At 68.6% G+C, this 18,057-nt stretch carries 10 protein-coding genes and 2 pseudogenes; 7 read left to right on the top strand and 5 right to left on the bottom strand.

The window, feature by feature from the left end; genetic code table 11:
- Positions 1-137 precede the first annotated feature (137 nt).
- A complete protein-coding gene (locus ACM6LR_RS21605) occupies positions 138-1,313 on the top strand; it encodes an MFS transporter (RefSeq protein ID WP_414937801.1) in 1,176 nt (391 codons plus the stop codon).
- Here the strand turns inward: ACM6LR_RS21605 and ACM6LR_RS21610 are convergent.
- Positions 1,291-2,280: a YeiH family protein gene (locus tag ACM6LR_RS21610; RefSeq protein ID WP_414937802.1), complete on the bottom strand. Its 990-nt coding sequence runs from the start codon at positions 2,278-2,280 to the stop codon at positions 1,291-1,293. The two genes, ACM6LR_RS21605 and ACM6LR_RS21610, sit on opposite strands and share 23 nt — an antisense overlap.
- 71 nt (positions 2,281-2,351) lie before the next feature.
- Between ACM6LR_RS21610 and ACM6LR_RS21615 the strand changes: the two genes are divergently transcribed.
- The 4 genes from ACM6LR_RS21615 (at position 2,352) to ACM6LR_RS21630 (ending at position 6,120) form a co-directional block, all read left to right on the top strand.
- Positions 2,352-3,257, top strand: coding sequence for a LysR family transcriptional regulator (locus ACM6LR_RS21615; RefSeq protein WP_414937803.1), 906 nt, complete (start codon positions 2,352-2,354; stop codon positions 3,255-3,257).
- 258 nt (positions 3,258-3,515) lie between these two features.
- The gene (locus tag ACM6LR_RS21620; RefSeq protein WP_414937804.1) at positions 3,516-3,644 is read left to right on the top strand and encodes a hypothetical protein; all 129 of its coding nucleotides are present in this window, start codon (positions 3,516-3,518) and stop codon (positions 3,642-3,644) included.
- A gap of 138 nt (positions 3,645-3,782) precedes the next feature.
- Positions 3,783-5,567, top strand: a complete 1,785-nt coding sequence (ctaD, locus tag ACM6LR_RS21625; RefSeq protein WP_414937805.1) for a cytochrome c oxidase subunit I — start codon at positions 3,783-3,785, stop codon at positions 5,565-5,567.
- A gap of 10 nt (positions 5,568-5,577) precedes the next feature.
- Entirely contained in the window at positions 5,578-6,120 is a 543-nt protein-coding gene (locus ACM6LR_RS21630; protein ID WP_414937806.1) for a bifunctional nuclease family protein, read from the top strand.
- A gap of 71 nt (positions 6,121-6,191) precedes the next feature.
- Here ACM6LR_RS21630 and ACM6LR_RS21635 read toward each other — a convergent pair whose 3' ends face one another.
- The 4 genes and pseudogenes from ACM6LR_RS21635 to ACM6LR_RS21650 all read right to left on the bottom strand — a co-directional run bounded on the left by ACM6LR_RS21635 (position 6,192) and on the right by ACM6LR_RS21650 (position 16,268).
- Positions 6,192-11,681, bottom strand: coding sequence for a biotin carboxylase N-terminal domain-containing protein (locus tag ACM6LR_RS21635; RefSeq protein WP_414937807.1), 5,490 nt, complete (start codon positions 11,679-11,681; stop codon positions 6,192-6,194).
- A gap of 894 nt (positions 11,682-12,575) precedes the next feature.
- A pseudogene (locus ACM6LR_RS21640) lies at positions 12,576-13,771 on the bottom strand (DUF222 domain-containing protein).
- Between the two features lie 164 nt (positions 13,772-13,935).
- A pseudogene (locus ACM6LR_RS21645) lies at positions 13,936-14,748 on the bottom strand (transposase family protein).
- A gap of 581 nt (positions 14,749-15,329) precedes the next feature.
- Positions 15,330-16,268, bottom strand: coding sequence for a GlxA family transcriptional regulator (locus ACM6LR_RS21650; protein ID WP_414937808.1), 939 nt, complete (start codon positions 16,266-16,268; stop codon positions 15,330-15,332).
- Between the two features lie 92 nt (positions 16,269-16,360).
- Between ACM6LR_RS21650 and ACM6LR_RS21655 the strand changes: the two genes are divergently transcribed.
- Together ACM6LR_RS21655 and dinB are read left to right on the top strand one after the other, a co-directional pair.
- Complete coding sequence (locus tag ACM6LR_RS21655) at positions 16,361-16,780, top strand: DUF6010 family protein (RefSeq protein WP_414937809.1); 420 nt, start codon at positions 16,361-16,363, stop codon at positions 16,778-16,780.
- Positions 16,781-16,864: 84 nt separating this feature from the next.
- Entirely contained in the window at positions 16,865-18,055 is a 1,191-nt protein-coding gene (gene dinB / locus ACM6LR_RS21660) for a DNA polymerase IV (RefSeq protein WP_414944387.1), read from the top strand.
- Positions 18,056-18,057: the final 2 nt, after the last annotated feature.

Consider the following 18,057-nt stretch of genomic DNA (forward strand, 5'->3'; position numbering starts at 1 on the left):
CGCCTCATGCGACGCGGTGAAGGACGCTTTCGTCTCATCTGATGCGGGGATAGTCCCCTTCAGCCCCGCGCCCAGCTCCACATCCACGTCGCGATTCCGCCAGACCGCGGGGTCCGCGCGGTGCTGGGCTGGGGCACATGACCGCCCCGACCCTCGACACCACCGCCCGGACCCCGCTGAAGGGATGGCTCGCCGTCCTCGCGGTGACACTGGGGATCTTCTCCCTCGTCACCACGGAGATCCTGCCGATCGGCCTCCTGACCCCGATCGGCGAGGACTTCCGGATCACGCCGGGGACGGCGGGCCTGACCATGACCCTGCCCGGTTTCCTCGCCGCGCTGGCCGCCCCGGCCGTCACCGTCGCCGCCGGGCGGCTCGACCGGCGGGGCCTGCTGTGCGCCCTGATGGTGGTGCTGGCATTGGCCGACGTCCTCGCCGCGACCGCACCGGCCTTCTGGGCGGTGCTGGTCTCGCGTGTCCTGGTCGGGTTGGTGATCGGCGCGTTCTGGGCGATCGGCTCCGGGCTCGCCGTGCGGCTGGTCGGCCCCGAACGGGCGGGCACGGCGACCGCGGTGATCTTCTCGGCCGTGCCGCTGGGCTCCGTGCTGGGCGTCCCGGCGGGGACGTTCGTCGGCGAACTGTTCGGCTGGCGAGCGGCGTTCGCCGTGATGACCGTCTTCACGATCGGCGTCCTCGCCGCACTGGCCTTCTCACTGCCTCCGCTGCCGTCGGCGGGCCCCACCCGGCTCGACGTCCTGCGCGAGATGACGCGCGGGCGGGCGACCCGGCTCGGCCTGCTCGTCACGGTGCTGGTCGTGCTCGCCCATTTCGGGACCTACACCTACATCACGCCGCTCCTGCGCCAGGTGACGCGGGTGAGCCCGGAGCTGGTCACCGTCTTCCTGCTCGTCTACGGCACCGCCGGGATCGCGGGCAATTTCGTCGCCGGCGCGGCGATCGCCCGCGATCTCCGGCTGACGTTCCTCACCGCCGCCGGTTTGATCGGCGTCGCGGCACTGGCGTTGCCCTTTCTTGGTGGTTCGAAAGCGGGCGCGCTCGCGCTGCTGGTGATCTGGGGTTTCGCCTACGGAGCGGTCCCGGTCTGTTCGGGGACGTGGTTCGCGAAGGCGGCACCACAGGCGCCCGAAGCGGCTTCGGTGCTGTTCACTTCGTCGTTCCAGGCGACCCTTTCGGCGGGCGCGCTGCTCGGCGGGATCGTCGTCGACTCGGTCTCCGTCCCGGCCGTGATGGTCGCCGGCGGGGTGGTCGCGCTGCTCGCGGCGGCTGTCCTCAGCCGAGCACGGCCAGCGTGACCAGTGCGGTGGTCCCGACCAGCAGCGTGGAGAGCAGGCCGAGAAGCAGGGCTCGCCCGCCGGTGCGGATCAGCGTGCCGATCCGCACCGCGCAGCCGAGCCCGAACAGCGCCCCGGCCAGCAGCAGCGTGCAGGCGATCTTGGCGAGGTCGAGCGCGAAATCCGGCACGATCCCGGTGCTGCGCACGGCGGCCATCGCGAGGAAGCCGAGGACGAAGAGCGGGACCAGCGGCGGCCGCTTCCCATCAGCGGGACGGTGGCGTTCACGCACGCCGACCGCCGCGACCATCGGGGCCAGCAGGACCACGCGGCTGAGCTTGATCACGATGGCGACCGCGACGGCGGCGCTGCCCGCGGGGGTGGCCGCGGCGACGACCTGCGCGACCTCGTGCACGCTGAGCCCGGCCCATTCACCGATCCGGACCGCGTCCAGGCCCAGCCAGCCGCCGAACAGCGGGATGGTTGCGATGGCGAGCCCGCCGTAGAGGGTCACCAGCGCGACGGCGGTCGCGACGTCCGAGTCCTTCCGTTTGACGACGCCTTCCATGGCGGCGATGGCCGAGGCGCCGCAGATCGAGAACCCGGTCGCGACCAGCATCGCCAGGCCACGCGGTACGCCGAGGAGCCTGCCGAGGCCGATCGTGCCGAGGAACGTGATGCCCACCGTGAGCACGACGGCGAGCAAGGTGCCGGGGCCGAGCGCCAGCACCGAGGGGAGCGAGAGCTGCAGACCCAGCAGCACGACACCGGCGCGAAGCAGCTTCTTGGTGACGCCGGAGACCGCTTTCCGGGTCTCGTCCGGCAGCGCGGGCAGCGAGCCGGTGAGGATGCCGAGCACGACGGCGAAGGTGAGCGCGCTGACGACGGGGAACGCGGTGCCTGCCAGGTAGGCGACGGTGACTCCGGCGCCGGTGATGGCCAATGCGGTCAAGTAAGGCTTCGTCGGTCTCGCGTGCGTGGTGCTCATGATTCGAGCTTCGTCCGGACGGGGTGGCCTCGGTAGCCGGGAACGCGGGGGGTAGGTCATAGACTTCGGCTATGACCACACCCGATCTGGACTCCCTGCGCCTGCTCGTGCTCGTGGACGAACTCGGCAGTATCGGGCAGGCCGCCACCAGGCTCGGGATCGCGCAACCGTCGGCGAGCAAACGACTGTCCACAGTAGAGCGACGGCTCGGACTGGTGCTGGTCGACCGGACGCGGCGGGGGTCGGCGCTCACTCCCGACGGCCGGGTCATCGCGGGCTGGGCGCATCGCGTGCTGTCCGAATTGGACGGTCTCCTCGACGGCGCGGAGGCGCTGCGCACCCAGCACGAGGCGCAACTCCGCGTCGCTGCGAGCATGACGCTGGCCGAACATCTGGTGCCGGGCTGGATCGGCGAGCTCAAACGGGAGAATCCGGGGCTGTACCTCGGGTTGGAGGTCACGAACTCCGACCAGGCAGCCGAACTGGCCAGGGAGGGCAAGGTCGACCTCGGCTTCGTCGAGTCTCCCGGCGCGCTGCCCGGCCTTTCGTCGAAGCGGGTCGCCACCGACCGCCTGGCCCTCGTCGTGGCCGGAAGCCATCCGTGGGCACGCAGGCGCCGCCCGCTGACCGCGGCCGAACTGGCGATCACCCCGCTGGTCGTCCGCGAACCGGGTTCCGGGACCAGGGAAACCGTCGACACGGCCTTGCGCAAGGCCGGCGTCGGTCCGGCGAAACCGTTGCTGGAACTGGGGTCCGCTTCCGCGGTCCGCAACGCGGTGATCGCGGGCGCCGGTCCGGCGGTGATCAGCGAACTCGACGTCGCCAGAGACGTCGCCGACCGCAGGCTCGTCCCGGTGGCGGTCGAGGGGGTCGACTTCGGCCGGGAACTGCGCGCGGTGTGGCCTGCCGGGCGACGGCTCGCCGGTCCGGCCGCGGCGCTGCTGGCACTGGCGGTCCGGAATGCGAAATCCCGGTGAGTCCCTTCGCGTTTCCCCGTGAACGGCTCGTCAATCGCGCGTGATACCGACGAGAGGGCGAATCATCGCCAATCCGGCTGGTCGGACCGTCGATCGGCGGCCGCACGCCCACCAGCGACTCCCCGTGGGACCGGCTCGACCCCGCGCTGCCGACGGTGTTCGTCACCCTCGGGACCGCGAACACCCGACGCCGCCCGGAACTTCGCGCCGCACTGTGCCGTGGGGCAAGTGGGGGACACGGTGCTTGTGGTGCCACGGGTGCGTCAGATAGCCCTGCCGGCACGCGATCCGGCGTATCGGTCGGCGGCCGAGAAGGTGGTTACGTCGTTCCAGGAAGCGGGTGGGGCCGCGGCGGCGGACCACCTGGAGCGTCTACTCGCCGGCTGAAGCGACCTTGCCCGTGTCGCACGCGGTGAAGGGCGTTTTCACCTCATCAGACGCGGGGATGGTCCCCTTCAGCCTCTTGAAAACGCCGCGTGTAGGGACTCTCCTGGAGGGGTATCAGCTTTCCGAGAGCGTGCCGCCATGCTGGGAGTCGTCGTGACCGCGGTGAGGACAACGCACAAACCGCAAGCCGTCCGGTTCGGCGGGAGGAGCCGCGCCCCCAAGGGCAGCGTGTTCCTCAACGTCGTCCGCACCACCGATCACAAGACGATCGGCCTGCTCTATCTGGGTACCTCGTTCGCGTTCTTCCTCATCGGCGGGTTCATGGCGCTGCTGATGCGCGGCGAACTCGGCAGGCCGGGATTGCAGTTCCTCTCGCAGGAGCAGTACAACCAGTTGTTCACCATGCACGGCACGATCATGCTGTTGCTGTACGCGACACCGAACCTGTTCGCCTTCGCCAACTACATCCTGCCGCTGCAGATCGGGTCACCGGACGTCGCGTTCCCGCGACTGAACGCGTTTTCCTACTGGCTGTATCTCTTCGGTGCCACGATGACGCTCACGTCGTTCGTCACGCCGGGCGGAGCACCCGACTTCGGCTGGACGGCCTACACCCCGCTCTCCGCCGCCGCGCACGCACCAGGGGTCGGTGCCGATCTGTGGATCATGGGCCTGATCGTGTCCGGACTGGGGACGATTCTCGGCGCGGTCAACATGATCACGACGATCCTCTGCCTGCGCGCGCCCGGGATGACCATGTGGCGGCTGCCGTTGTTCACCTGGAACATCCTCTTCACCACGATCCTGATCCTGATCGCGTTCCCGATCCTCACCGCCGCGCTGTTCGCGCTGGAAGCCGACAGACGGCTGGGCGCCCACGTCTTCGACCCTGCCAACGGCGGGGTGATCCTGTGGCAGCACCTGTTCTGGTTCTTCGGCCATCCGGAGGTCTACATCGTCGCGTTGCCGTATTTCGGCATCGTGACCGAGATCATCCCGGTGTTCAGCCGGAAACCGTTGTTCGGCTACAAGACCATGGTGTTCGCGACGATCGCGATCACCGCGCTGTCGATCGCGGTGTGGGCGCACCACATGTTCGCCACCGGCGCCGTCCTGCTCCCGTTCTTCTCGATCATGACGTTCCTCATCGCGGTGCCGACCGGGATCAAGTTCTTCAACTGGATCGGCACGATGTGGAAGGGACAGCTGACCTTCGAGTCGCCGATGCTGTGGTCGGTCGGGTTCATGGTGACGTTCCTGCTCGGCGGGCTGACCGGGATCATCCTCGCCGCGCCGCCGATCGACTTCCACGTGCACGACAGCTATTTCGTGGTCGCGCACTTCCACTACGTGCTGTTCGGCACCATCGTGTTCGCCACCTTCGCCGGGATCTACTTCTGGTTCCCCAAGATGACCGGCCGGATGCTTGACGAGCGGCTCGCGAAATGGCATTTCTGGACCACGTTCATCGGCTTCCACACGACGTTCCTCGTCCAGCACTGGCTCGGCAACGAAGGCATGCCGCGCCGCTACGCCGACTACCTCACCTCGGACGGATTCACCACGCTCAACACGATTTCCACGATCGGCGCGTTCCTGCTCGGCGTGTCGGTGCTGCCGTTCCTCTGGAACGTCGTCCGCAGCTATCGGTTCGGGGAGGTCGTCGACGTCGACGACCCGTGGGGCCACGGGAATTCCCTGGAGTGGGCGACGTCCTGCCCGCCTCCCCGGCACAACTTCCTCGATCTGCCGAGGATCCGGTCCGAACGGCCCGCGTTCGAACTGCACTACCCCCACATGGTCTCCCGGCTGCGCGCCGAGGGGCACTCGACACCGTTCCAGCGTCGCGACCAGCCCGCCCTGTCGGAAATGGCCGCGGACAAGGCGCTGGCGGACGACGACACCGCCCGACCGAGGGAATGAGGTACCGCGCATGATCCCGATGGACGTCGAGGGGATGGCAGTCCTGGCTCCGGAATCGGCACCGGTGATGTTGCTGCGGGAGCGCCACGGCGAACGCCGCTGGCTGGCGATCACGATCGGCGGCCCCGAGGCGAGCGCCGTGGCGCTCGCGCAGGAGAAGATCCGGTTGCCCCGGCCCGGCACGATCGAACTGATCGGCAAGGTGGTCGAGTCGTTCGGTCACCGGGTCACCGGGGTCGAGGTCACCGCGCTGCGGGACGGCATCTTCTTCGCCGACCTGGTGCTCGATTCCGGCATCCGCGTCTCGGCCCGGCCGAGCGACGCGGTCGCGATCGGGTTGCGCGCCGGCGTCGTGATCGAGGTGGCCGACTCGGTGTTGGAGGTCGCCTCGGTGCGGGTCGAGATCGTGGGCTCCGGGCCCGACGCGGAACTGCCGTCGGTGCCGTCGGACCCGGTCGAGCAGGACCGCGAGGTCGAGGAGTTCCGGGCGGCTTTGGACAAGATCGCTCCGGAGGACTTCGGGGAGCCGCCTCCTGACGATGCGAAGCCCTGACCCAGGAATGCTATGAACGGTCCGTTACTTGCAAATTTTGCAAGTAACGGACCGTTCATAGCGCTTAAGTACTACTTCTTCGCCAGGCCTCGCTCGATCGCTTCGATGATGCGTGGCCGCATCTCGGCGGCGCTGATGATCGCGTCCACCGAACCGACCTTCACCGCGCGTTCGATGCTGTGCACGCCGTCGAACTCGGCCGCGACCGCGCCCAGTTTCTCGGCCCGCACCGACGCCCGGACGTCGGCCAGTTCCGCGGCCAGCGCGGCACGTTCGGCGCCGGTCGCCCCGCTGAGCTTCTCCGACAGCGTCCGCACCCGCTGGTCCGCCGCGGTCCGTGCGTTGACCTCACCGGCGAACACGACCGCCGCGGCGGGCGCGCCGCCGAGCACGGAGGCGAACGAGCCCTCCAGCGCCAGTACGGTCATGTTCGGGTTCAGCGCCTTCGAGAAGACCACGAACGCGCCGCCGTGGTACCGCGAGATCACGGTGAACACGATCGGACCTTCGAAGTTGACGATCGCCCGGCCGATCTCCGCGCCGTACTCCAGCTGCAGTTTCCGCATCGACTCCGGCGAACCGTCGAATCCGGACAGGTTCGCCAGCACCACCAGCGGCCGGTTGCCGCTGGCCGCGTTGATGGCCCGCGCCGCCTTCTTCGACGACCGCGGGAACAAGGTGCCCGCGGTGTAGGTGTCCGGGCCGTCGGTGGGCGGGAAGCCGCGGCGAGGCACCGAACGCGACTCGATGCCCAGCAGGCACACCGGCCGTCCGCCGAGGTGCACGTCCTGCACGGCCGCGGTCTCCGCGTCGGCCATGCCCGGCCAGCGCTCCAGCACCGGGTGATCCTGGTCGGAGAGCGCGCGCATCACGGTGCGGATGTCGAACGGCTTCTTGCGGTCGGGGTTGGCCTCACGCGAGAAGATCTGCCCGACCGTGGTGAAGTCACTGTCGACGGCCGCGTGCGGGAACGGCGACACGTCCCGGTCGACGGGGTCGTTGGTGATCGCCTTGCGCGGCCCGGATTCCTCCGGCGCCACATAGGTGTGGTCGTAGTGCGACATCAGCACGTCGCGCGCCGCGGCGAGGTTCGGCGCCCAGTACTGCGCCTGGCCGTTCGGGCCCATGACACGGTCGTAACCACCGATGCCGAAGTTGTCTTCGGCCGAGACACCACCGGAGAAGTCGAGCGACTGCTTGCCGGTCAGCACCATCGCGGAATCCGGTGTCATCACCAGGATTCCCTTGGTGTGCATGAGCATCGTCGCTTCGGCGTTCCAGTACGGCTGGGCGCCGACGTTGATCCCGGCCACGACGATGTTGATCTCGCCGCCGTCCTGGGTGAAGTGCACGATCCGCTTGAGCGCGGCCGCGACCCAGTCCATGTTCTCGGTGCCGGACTCCATCGAGATCCGGGCGCCTGCCGAGAGCGCGTACCACTCCAGCGGGACCCGCAGCCGCTCGGCGAGGTCGAGCGCCGCGATCACCCGCGAGCACTCCGGTTCCGACAGCGCGCCGAGTGCCTTCGTCGGGTCGCCGAGCAGAACGACACGCTTGATGCCCTCCGGGTAACGCGCGGTCCGCGTGGTGACCACACCGGCGACGATCGCCGCCTTGTTGCGCCCCTTGGGCCGGTCGACCGGGACGAGGGTGTTGCTGTCGTCCATGTCGTACTCGGTGAACGAGCCGAGCATCTCGGTCAGCTCGTACGGGTACACCGTGTCGCGGCGCCGGGCCCGCAGGACGTTCTGGCGGTAGTCGTCGAGCGGCAGGATCGGCTCGGTCGTCGGCTCGGTCAGCGACATCTGCACACCGCCACTGACGTCGTAGCCGATCCGCACGGCGACCTCGGTGACATCGCCGGTCTTGCGGTCGCGCTGCCTGCCGAGGAACTGGACCTCTTCGAGACCCGCGCCTGCCGTGGACGGCTGCACGCGCTGCGCGACCGTGTTCAGCTCCTCGCCGGTGAGCTCACTGGTCGGCCACACATACAGCATGATCCGGTTGGTGTCGAAGCGCTTCTTCGGCGGCAGTTTCGCCTGCACCTCACGGATCGCGTCGAGGCAGCCCGCCAGCGTGCCTTCGACCGCGGGCAGGGCCAGCAGCTTGCCGTCGTTGTCCCGCAACGGGGTCAGGTCACGGACCTGGGCGAGCGCGACCAGCCGCTGGTCGGACGGGTTCATCGGCGAGACGCACTTGAACAGGTAGACGTCCTCGTCGCCGGACGGGAGCCGGGTGAGGTCGAAGTTCGCCAGCCGCTGCAACTGCATTCGCTGGGCGATCAGCGGGTGGAGGCCGCGGATCAGCCGTTCTTCGGAGAAGCCGGTCGAGGACGGGCGGAAGGTGAAGTGGTGGTGCGTCACCGCTCCGCCGTGCCCCGCGACCGTGGTGGTGACGCGCCGGATCCGGCTCGGCAGCGACGCGGACATGAGGACCTCGCGCAGCCCGGCCGCCATCGTGTCGTCGTCGGCGGACTCGTCGTCCCAGGTCAGATAGAGATCCGCCTCGACGTCGGTGTCGGCGGGCAGCTCGGCGGCGAGATCGGCGACCGCCTTGATCGCGCCGGGCAGCCCGGCGCGGTCGACGGCGGTGGTGGCCATGTGGAACCGCTCGTTCTCGTCGGCGTAGTCACCGGTGACGAAGGTGCAGCCGTCGACCGTGACCTGCTGGACGCCGGTGAACGTGCGGTTGCCGTAGTAGCGGCGGCTCAGCACCTCGAGCAGCGGGGTGTGATCGGTGCCGGTGCGCCCGATCCGCTGCCCGAGCAGGCGGACCAGCGGTTGCGCGCTGGCCAGCATGCTCGCGATCCGGTCGGCGCGGTCCGGCGAGTCCGGGTGCCGGTCGAGGTGGCGCAGATGCTTGCGGACCTCGCTGTAGACCTCGGCGCGGGTGCGGCGGAGCAGCGGCTGGGCGAACCAGCGGAACACCACGCTGCGGGCGAGGTCACCGACCACCGGGAAGCGGAGCTGGGTGGCGGCGATGAGCTGCTCCAGCGCCTTGCCTGCCGGTTCGCGCATCGCTTCGAAAGGCTGCGGTTCGGTGAGCCACCGCCGTAGCAGCGCGGTGACGATCGCGACGTCGGAAGCGGTCCGCTGCTGGGCGAGGAAGATGCGGAACACCGCCTCCTCCAGCTCCGGCGTGCGCTCCAGGTCATCGATGCCGTAGTGCGCCAGAACCTTCTTGAGCTTGTTCTGGAACGACTCCGACAGTCCGGCGCGTTCGACGTCGAGACTCTGCAGGTAGGCGTGGAAGAACTCGCGGGCGCTGTGCACCCGGGTGTCCGTCTTGGCGTCCTCGCGCATCGGCTTGTTGCGCATCAGCTCGGACAGGTCGGCGAACACGGTCAGCAGGTCGACCTCGCCCTCCAGCGGGCGGTCGCCGTTGGCTTCCACCTCGGCCCGGGCGGCCAGGTACGCGCTGAGCGTGCGGCGCTCGTCGTGCGGGTCGACGTCGAAGCCGAGCAGGAGGCTGCGCAGATCCTGCTGTCCCCGCGTGATCCGCTGCGGCGCCGACGCGCCGTCCGGCTCCACGGGGAGTTCGATCTCGACGCTGCCGGTGTCCTCGGCGACCTCGTCGCCTTCCTCCGCCAGCGGTTCGAGCCGCAGCATGGGGGCGCCGGTCTCGACCTGGCTACCGACCGAGACGACGCACTCACGCAGCTTCGCGCGGAAGGGCGCGCGAAGCACCGTCTCCATCTTCATGCTCTCCAGCACCAGGATGGGAGCGCCTGCCTCGACCTCCGCGCCGACTTCGAGCGGTGTCGCGACGACGAGCGCGGGCGCGGGGGAGCGGACGACGCCGCCCTCGTCGCGGCTGATGCGGTGGGTGACGCCGTCGACCTCGACCAGGTGAATCGGCCCGTGCGTGCCGGTGACCAGGCGGAAACGGGTGCCGTTGACGGTGAGCTGGCCGGTGTGCTCGTCGAAGCGGTCGACCTCGACGTCGGCGGGGTGGATGTCGCCGTCGCCCGCCCAGATGCCGACGCGGAACCGGCGGTGGCCGATCCTGGCCACGCTCACGCGGTACGCGGCGCCACGCAGCTTGAGGTCGAGCGGACGGCCGCTCTCGTGCTGGACCTGCGGGCGGCCGCCGTGCGCGGTGGAGAAAAGCCGTTGGCGCTCAACGGCTTCTTCATCCTCGTAGGCCTCGATCGCGGCGGCCGCGAGCGCGATCGCCGAATGGCGGTGGGTGACCAGCTTGCCTTCGCCGCGGACTCGGTCGATCCAGCCGGTGTCGGCATGGGCGTCGATCACCTCGGGCTGGTCGAGCAGGTCGAGGACGAAGCTCTTGTTGGTCGCGCCGCCCTCGATGATGACCGTGGTCTGCGCCATCGCGCGGCGCAGCCTGCCGAGCGCCTCGTCGCGGTCGCGGCCGTAGGCGATGATCTTCGCGATCATCGAGTCGAAGTCGGCCGGGATCGTGTCGCCTTCGCTGACCCCGGTGTCGACGCGGATGCCGGGACCGGTCGGCAGGGTCAGGCGCGCGATGCGGCCGGGCGACGGCGCGAAGTCGCGGTCCGGATCCTCGGCGTTGAGCCGCGCCTCGATGGCGTGACCCGACTCGGCGGGCTGGGGGCCTTCGAGCTTGCCGCCGGAAGCGACGTGCAGCTGGGCCTTGACCAGGTCCATGCCGGTGGTCGACTCGGTGATCGGGTGCTCGACCTGCAGGCGGGTGTTGACCTCGAGGAAAGCGAACAGCTTGTCGCCGGGGTGATAGAGGAACTCGACCGTTCCGGCACCGCAGTAGTCGACCGCGAGCGCGAGCCGCTCGGCGGACCGCTTGAGCTCGTCGGCCTGCTCGGGGCTCAGCACCGGGGAGGCGGACTCCTCGATGATCTTCTGGTTGCGGCGCTGCACGGAGCAGTCGCGGACGCCGAGCGCCCACGCGGTGCCCTGACCGTCGGCGATGACCTGGACCTCGACGTGCCGGGCGCCGGTGACCAGGCGCTCCAGGAACACGACGCCGCTGCCGAAAGCGCGCTCGGCCTCCAGGCTGGTGCGCTCGTAGGCGTCCTTGAGTTCGTCGGCGGAAGTGATGACCCGGATACCGCGGCCGCCACCGCCGGCGGTCGCCTTGAGCATCAGCGGATAGCCGATCTCCTCGGCGGCCTTGATGGCGGCGTCGAGATCCGCGACGGCGCCGCGGCTCCAAGGCGCGACCGGGACGCCGACCTCCTCGGCGATCAGCTTCGCGCCGATCTTGTCACCGAGCTTGCGCATCGCGTCCGCGCTCGGGCCGATGAAGGTGATGCCCAGCCGCTCACACAGCTCGGCGAACGCCGGATCCTCGGCCACGAAGCCCCAGCCGACCCAGGCCGCGTCGGCCCCGGTCTCGGTCAGCGCCCGCTCCAGCACGGCGAAGTCGAGGTACGGCCGCGCCGACGCCGGCCCCAGGTTGTAGCTGATGTCGGCTTCCCGCACGAACGTCGCCGACCGGTCCGCATCCGTGTAGAGAGCGACGGTCTCGATCCGCTGTCCGGTCTCCGCCGAAAGCTCGCGGGCGGCATGGATGAGCCGCATCGCGGCTTCTCCGCGGTTGACGATGGCGACACGACTGAACACCGACTGAGCCTCCCAAGTACGCAGCACAACAGGTGACGGCCCGCGGATCACGCGCGGGACAGTCTCCTGTACCTGCCTTACAGCCTGCCTCTTACCGGCCGGTACGAGAATGTCGTCGGTGACGCATGCCGAGGGCCGGGTGTTGTAGGAACCCGCCAAAAAGTGTCCTGGAACACCTAGTCGGGGGCCCGAATGACGTGATGAAGTGGACAATCGAGGGCTGGGCTCGGTAGCCGGGTTCGCGACGTGTCACCAGGTGTTCACGCCGGTTTCACCGGGGTCGGCGGACGGGGTCTGGGGCTGTGGCCGTTTTTCGGTGACGGCTCGACAGGGTGTCGGCAGCTTGTCGGCAGGGTCTTGACGATGCGAGATCGTCGCCCCTGAGACCCCGCTCGGGCGGGGGCAGCAGGTGGTCGTTTTTCGGCAACAGCGGTTCGGTGGCGGCTTGTCGGCGGGGTGTGCGGGTAGATGTCAAGCGTCGCTGGGCACGGCGATGTCGGCCGCTGTCGCCGGTCCGTGCCGAGGTCTGTCTCCCGCGATAAAAGCGTGGTCGTTTTCGGGAATGGCTCAGAACGGTCGCGGCAGCTTGCCTGCTGGGTCGTGACGATGTGAGGGCGTCGACCTCGGAGTCCACTTACAGGGGCGGCAGGTGGTCGTTTCCGGTAACGGGTCGCAGCGGTGGCGGGAGCGCCATCGTTGGTCCTGCGCCGAGGTTTGCTCGCGTGATAGCGCCGTTTCTCGGTAGTGGCTCGGAATGGTGGCGTTACCTCAGCGGTGGTGCGACCTGTTCGGGTCGGACACCAGGTGGCCGGTTTCTGGTGATGGGCCGTTGCCGTTGAGGTCCGTTGTCGAGGTCCGCTCCGCCGACGGTGTGGCCGTTTCCCGGTACTGCCATCAGAACGGTGGCGGATTTTCGGTCTGGAGTGCTTTCGGGCGGGGTTCGTGGAGTGGTGGAGGCGTGCTGTCGTAGGTCTGTCCGGTCGGCGTGATGATTGTCAGGGTGCCGTCGGGCGCGAGATGGTAGGTCCAGCCTGGTTCGTCTTTGAGTCGGTGGTCGCGGCGGCAGAAGCTGATGAGGTCGGCGGCGTCGGTGTTGCCGCCGAAGTGCCAAGGCACGGAATGGTCGAGGTCGCAAGCTTGGGCGGGGCGGTGGCAGCCGGCTCTTCGGCATTCGCGGTCACGCACTCGGACGTATTCGTCGAGGCCCGCGGTGGGCCGGTATCGGGTTCGGGCGAGGTCGGTGACCTGTCCCGACAGTGGGTCGGTGATGATGCGGCGCAGGACGGTGTTCGGGCCGGTCGCGATATGCCGGGCGAGTGAGGCGGGGATGTGGCCTTGTTCGGCCATCTCCGCGGGGTCGTTGTTGAGGTCGAGGTAGGTGAACAGGTCCATGTAGAGAAACACCTCCGTGCGTTCGCTCGTCCCGCCGTCACCGCTGAGCAGGAGGTCGAGGGCGACGTCGGCGCGCAATTGGTCGAGGGTGCGGGTGTCGTCGCCAGTCTTGAGTGCCCGCGCTTGACGGTCGATCCGACGGTAAGCGGCATTGACCTTCTCGACGGGGCCGTCTTCGATCTCGATCGACGCCACCCCTGTCTCGCCCTGCCGCACCGCGAGCCGGCGGCCTCCGCGGTGGTGCTCGCACCGCTTGTCCTCACCCTCACGGTCGACCGTTGTCGCCGCATGACCCGCCGCCTTCCGGATCTGGTCAGAGTTTTTCCCCGGCAGGCGATTTTCCAGCAAAGCATCAGCGGCGAGAGCGTTCTCGTCGGACAGCCACGCCGTGGCCGCGGCGACCTTCATCGCCCCGAAGCCACTTACCTTTCCTTGGTCCGTGAGGTCCAGGGTGCGGGGCAGGCGGGTGGTCAACGCGTCGGCGGCGGCGACCATCGCGGCGGCGTTATTGTCCACAAAGGACAGACGAAGGCGATTTCCTGTGTCACGCTTCTCGCTCCGTCCCGGTGGCGATTCAGTTGGGCCAAGGCGCGGAACCGGATCGCTTCCAGGCGTGCGATGCCCTCGGACGCGGCCTGCGCGACAGCGACGGAATCCCTGTCATCCAGGGACCCAACAGAAGTGTTGATATCCTCCAAAATACTCGGATCGGTTAGGTCCTCGAGAAGCGCCACAGTGGCGTTGTGAGTATCCACGGACAAAACCGTACAACCGACCACCGACACTTTTGGATTTTGCGGCGCTGTCGGCCATTGAGGCCTTCCGCGCAACGTCGTGTTGCGTTGCGTGACAATGGTGGTGGTCATGTGGTGTGGCCGTGTTCGTGGTGGAGCAGGATCAGTGCGGCGGCGGCGATGTCGCTGAGGCGCCTGGGGCGGCCGCGGTAGCGGCGGAGGGTTTTGTAGGTGGTTTCGAGTAGCGAGTCAGCTCGTTCGCCGAGACAGCGCAGAGCGCCGCGGAGGGCGTTGCAGGCCTGCTCGTGGACGGTGAGTTCCCCGTTTTTTGGCTTCTTGAATGGAATCGTGAAGGTTTCGGGTTCGCCTTCGTAACCTAGATCGGCCAGTGCGTGGGCGCCGTCGCTGATCCAATCGGTGATCCCGGCCGGTAGGTCGGGATCGGCGCGGGCGGCGCTGGTGTCGTGCTCGCGACCGGGCCGCACGTTCGAGGTCCATAGTGGCCACCCGTCCGGAGCGGAGACGACCTGGATGTTCCCACCGTGATGGTGATGCTTGCCCGACCACCACAAGTCCACCCCGGATGTGGGGCCAGGTGTGGAGATCCGGTCGGTATAGATCAGCGTGCCGTCCACGAGCATATGCGAGTGACCAGCTGCCTTGGCCGCCGGCAATGCCCCACGCGGCGACGGTCGGCGCACGGCGAGTACCTCGACGCTCTCGTCGCGGTACTCGTACGCGGTCGACAGTGCGATGCCGTTATCCCTTGCCAGAGCAGACATTCGGGTGTCATCGAGAAACCAGCGCAGCACCAGCACTGCCTGCTTGTAGGTGCACTACTCGCGGGTACCACGCCGGACACGCTCTGCGTGCGGCAAACCGGACAGGAACAGAACACTGTCCTCGGATACCTCCAGGGCAGCCGTGTATGTAACACTCATCGACGCGGGACCTCTGTGAAGTTGATCTGTAAGAAGACCACTTCGTAGCAGGGGTCCCTCGCTCACATGCGGACGCTGCCCGGCCTGACCCCAAGATCACACAGCGTCGCGAACCGTTACTCGAAACGGCTCATTGCCGATTTTCGGCAATGGCCTTCAGGGGCGTGCTTTGGTGACTGCACGAGTCGGATGTGGTCGGGTTCCCCGGTATCGATGGTCACTTGGCTTCACTGGCGACGATGGTCGACAGTCAGGGCTCTTGCGGCCACTGTCGGCTCGTTGTCGTTTTTCGGCAACACCCCAACCCGGGAACTGTGACCGAACCTCGGCGACCGTCGAGACCAGCCCGTGTCCGTTGCCGAGTCCGGTCGAGCCAACGCAGGCAGCAACAGAAACGGTGCCGAGTAGTACGAGCTTCTGCCCAGTACCGACAAGAGCACGCACAGGATCGGATACGCCAGAGCCGGAGCACGCCGCCGGTCTCGACCCTGTACACGGTGTCGTACTGGTCCCACGACAAGATTCCGGACAGCGTGAGCCTGCCGCCGTGAAGCCCGGCTACCGGCAAGAACCGTTCCCGCTCAACGGAAAGCGCGTCGATAGGTGACCGGGCTGACGCCGGTCGTGCGCTTGAACCGGTCACGGAACGAGGTGGGCGAACCGAAACCGACCTCGGCGCCGATCCGCTCGACGGCGTCCTGGGTGGTCTCCAGCAGATGCTGCGCCTGCCGGATCCGCGTCCGGTGCAGCCACTGCAAAGGCGTCGTCCCGGTCTGTTCGCGGAAGTGCCGGATCAGCGTGCGGGTGCTCAGGCCGGCGCGTGCGGCGATGTCGGCGAGGCTGAGGTCGCGCGCGAGGTTTTCCTGCATCCAAAGCAAAGTGGGTTCCAGCGCCGCGCCACGGGGAGCCGGTGGATGCCGCAGCGCGATGAACTGCGCCTGACCGCCCTCGCGTTCCAGTGCCATCACCGAAAGGCGGGCGGCGTCGGCCGCGATCGCGGAGCCGTGGTCGCGGCGGATCAGGTGCAGGCACAGGTCAAGACCCGCGGCGGCGCCCGCCGACGTCAGGATCTGCCCGTTGTCGACGTAGAGCACGTCCGGGTCGACGTCGATCGCCGGGTGGGTCTCGGCGAGCAGGTCCGCGGCGATCCAGTGGGTGGTGGCGCGGAGGCCGTCGAGCAGTCCCGCGGCGGCGAGGATGAAGGTGCCGGAACAGATCGAAGCGATCCGGGTGCCTTTCGCCGCGGCCGAGGTGAGCGCGTCGCGGACGGCTTCCGGCACCGGCAGCGTCGGTTCGGCGGTGCCAGGGACGATGATCGTGTCGGCCTCGCGCAGGGCCTCCAGGCCCCACGGCGCGCGCAGGGTGAAGTGGACGGCGTCGACGTCCGGGTGTTCGGCGCAGACGAGCACCCGGTACCCGGCGCTCCCGTCCGGTAGCCGGGTCCTGGTGAAGACCTCGATGGGTGTCGACAGGTCGAACGGGATCACCTGGTCCAGCGCGAGCACGGCGACGGTGTGCATATCCGCAATCTAGCGCGCGCGTGGCGAGATCCCGTTGGAAGGCGGCGTTCACGCCACTGGGGGCGGGCGCCGTCCGGTTCTAGCGTCGAGGCATGACGATCATCGCGCCGATCCTGGTCGGCCTCACCTACGTCGTCCTGATGTCGCTCATCCACGAACCGCGCCGCCGCCGCTTCAACGCGATCATGATCGCGGGCGCCGGCGCGGCCTACGCCAGCGGTGGCGGGCTCGGCATCTGGGAACCGGTCTTCACCGCGGTGATGGCCTACGTGGCGTACCGCGGCCTCGAGTCATGGACGTTCATCGGCATCGGCTGGCTGCTGCACACCGCCTGGGACGTCGTGCACCACCTCAAGGGCGCCCCGATCATCCCGTTCCTGGACGATTCCTCGTTCGGCTGCGCCATCTGCGACCCGGTCATCGCGATCTGGTGTCTCACCGGCGGGCGCTCGGTGACGGATTTCCTCCGCACGCGTGTCGGTCCTCGCCGCGCGCGTTCGTCGGTCGGGTGAAACGACCGCGTCCCAGCCTGGTCCACCGTTCGACTGAAGCGGGGGGTCTTGGCTGGTAGGCCGCCAAATGCGAACATGTGTTCTATGACGATCGAGGGCCCCATCCTGCACGCCGACCTGGACTCGTTCTACGCGTCGGTCGAGCAGCGTGACGACCCGAGCCTGCGCGGGCGGCCGGTCATCGTCGGCGGCGGTGTCGTGCTGGCGGCCAGTTACGAGGCCAAGGCGTTCGGCGTCCGCACGGCGATGGGCGGCGGCCAGGCGCGGCGGCTGTGCCCGGACGCGATCGTGGTCCCGCCGCGGATGCACGCGTATTCGGAGGCGAGCAAGGCGGTCTTCGAGGTCTTCGGCAACACGACACCGCTGGTGGAGGACATCTCGATCGACGAGGCGTTCCTCGACGTCGGCGGGCTGCTGAGGATCGCGGGCACGCCGAGTCAGATCGCCGCGAAACTGCGGAAGGACGTCCTGGAGCAGGTCGGCCTGCCGATCACGGTCGGCGTCGCCAGGACGAAGTTCCTCGCCAAGGTGGCCAGCGGTGTCGCCAAACCCGACGGGCTGCTCGTCGTGCCGCACGACGGGGAACTGGAGTTCCTGCACCCGCTGCCGGTCGAGCGGCTGTGGGGTGTGGGCAAGGTGACCGCGCGGAAGCTGCGCGAGCGCGGCGTGACGACGGTCGGGCAGATGGAAGGGTTCGGGGAGAAGGAACTCGTCCGGATGCTCGGCCGCGGCGTCGGAGCCCACCTGCATGCCTTGTCCCACAACGATGACCCTCGGCGGGTGCAGACCGGTCGTCGTCGCCGGTCGATCGGGGCGCAGCGCGCGCTCGGCAGCAGGCCGCGGACGACGGCCGAACTCGACGCGATGCTGCTGGCGCTGGCCGATCGCCTCGCCCGGCGGCTGCGCGCGGCGCATCGCGTGTGCCGGACGGTCGTGCTGCGGATGCGGTTCGCCGACTTCACCAAGGCCACGCGCTCGCACACCCTGCTGGAGGCGACCGAACAGACCGGCGCGATCGTCGCGGCGGCGCGCGACCTGCTCGCCGCGGCACGGCCGCTGATCGACGAACGCGGGCTCACGCTGATCGGTCTCGCGCTGACGAACCTGACGAAGGACGACGCGATTCAGCTGGCCTTGCCGTTCGGGGCGAAGCCGAGGGACGCGCTCGATTCGACACTCGACACCGTCCGGGACCGCTTCGGCGCGAAGTCCATCACGCGGGCGGTCCACCTCGGGCAGGCCGAGGAGCCGTGGGTGCCACTGCTGCCGGACTGAGC

It is taken from the genome of Amycolatopsis sp. cmx-11-32 (assembly GCF_047608695.1).
Lineage (GTDB): Bacteria > Actinomycetota > Actinomycetes > Mycobacteriales > Pseudonocardiaceae > Amycolatopsis.